At 63.4% G+C, this 1,430-nt stretch carries 2 protein-coding genes; both read left to right on the top strand.

What is annotated here, in order from left to right; all coding sequences use genetic code 11:
- Positions 1–306, top strand: a 306-nt coding sequence (locus CO655_RS33105) for an ABC transporter permease subunit (protein WP_141514399.1), incomplete at its 5' end; no start/stop codon positions are given.
- 3 nt (positions 307–309) lie between these two features.
- Positions 310–1,425, top strand: coding sequence for an ABC transporter ATP-binding protein (locus CO655_RS33100; RefSeq protein WP_097667971.1), 1,116 nt, complete (start codon positions 310–312; stop codon positions 1,423–1,425).
- Positions 1,426–1,430: the final 5 nt, after the last annotated feature.

Raw genomic sequence — 1,430 nt, 5'->3', positions numbered from 1 at the left:
AGCTTCTTCCAGATCTTCCGCCGCATCATGCTGCCGAACTCGCTGCCGATCATCGTCGTCACCGTCATCTACCAGTTCACCAATATCTGGAACGACTTCCTGTTTGCCTCGGCCTATGCCGGCACCGGCGACTCCATGCCGATGACGGTGGCGCTCAACAATGTCGTCAACACCTCGACCGGGGTGGTCGAATACAATGTCAACATGGCAGCGGCGATGATCGCCGCCGTTCCGACGCTCATCGTCTACATCCTCGCCGGCCGCTACTTCGTGCGCGGTCTGATGGCGGGCGCAGTCAAAGGGTAAGTCATGGCCTTCCTCGAAATCTCCGGTCTCAGAAAGCGCTTCGGCGCCGTCGACATTCTCAAGGGTATCGACCTCGAACTCGAAAAGGGCGGCTTCCTCGTGCTGGTCGGCCCGTCCGGCTGCGGCAAGTCGACCCTGCTCAACACCATTGCCGGGCTGGAGACGATCACGGCGGGCGATATCAGGATCGACGGACGGGCCATCAACGGCCTGCATCCGTCCAAGCGCGATATCGCCATGGTGTTCCAGTCCTATGCGCTCTATCCGAATATGACGGTGGCGGGCAATATCGCCTTCGGCATGGAGATCCGCGGCGTGCCGAAGGAGGAGCGGGCCAAGGCGATCAAGCAGGTCTCCGACATGCTGCAGATCGGCCATCTGCTCGACCGCAAGCCGTCGCAATTGTCGGGCGGCCAGCGCCAGCGCGTCGCCATGGGCCGGGCTTTGGTGCGCAATCCGCAGGTCTTCCTGTTCGACGAGCCCTTGTCCAATCTCGACGCCAAGCTGCGCGTCGACATGCGCACCGAGATCAAGCGGCTGCATCAACGCATGGGCACCACCTTCGTCTATGTCACCCACGACCAGATCGAGGCGATGACGCTGGCGACCAAGATCGCCGTGCTGAAGGACGGGGTGCTGCAGCAGTTCGGCACGCCGGCCGAGATCTATAACAGCCCGGCCAATCTCTTCGTCGCCGACTTCATGGGATCGCCGGCGATGAACCTGCTCAATGCCACCGTCGAGGCCGGTGCCTCCGGGCTTGCCGTCTCGCTCGAGCGGCCGAACGGCGCGCCGCTGAGGCTGCGGGTTGTCTCCGGCAATCACGGCCTGTCGGCCTATGCCGGCAAGCAGGTGATCTTCGGCATCCGCCCGGAGGCCTTGACCGATCCTGACGGTGCTGACCGCAAGGCGCGCTCGCTGACCGAGGATGATTGCCTGATCGAAGTCGTCGAACCGGCCGGCTCCGACACCTTCGCCGTCACCAAGCTCGGCGGCAAATCCGTCGTCGCCCGCCTGCGCGCCGATGCCGGCATTGCTCCAGGCCAGAACACCCGCCTTGCCTTCAATCTCGACAAGGCCGTGTTCTTCGATCCAGACAGCCAGATGCGGATCGCGTGATGGCC

The organism is Rhizobium sp. M1 (assembly GCF_002531805.1).
GTDB classification, from domain to species: Bacteria; Pseudomonadota; Alphaproteobacteria; order Rhizobiales; family Rhizobiaceae; genus Rhizobium; species Rhizobium etli_C.
This window is presented reverse-complemented; position numbering and strand designations above follow the sequence as displayed.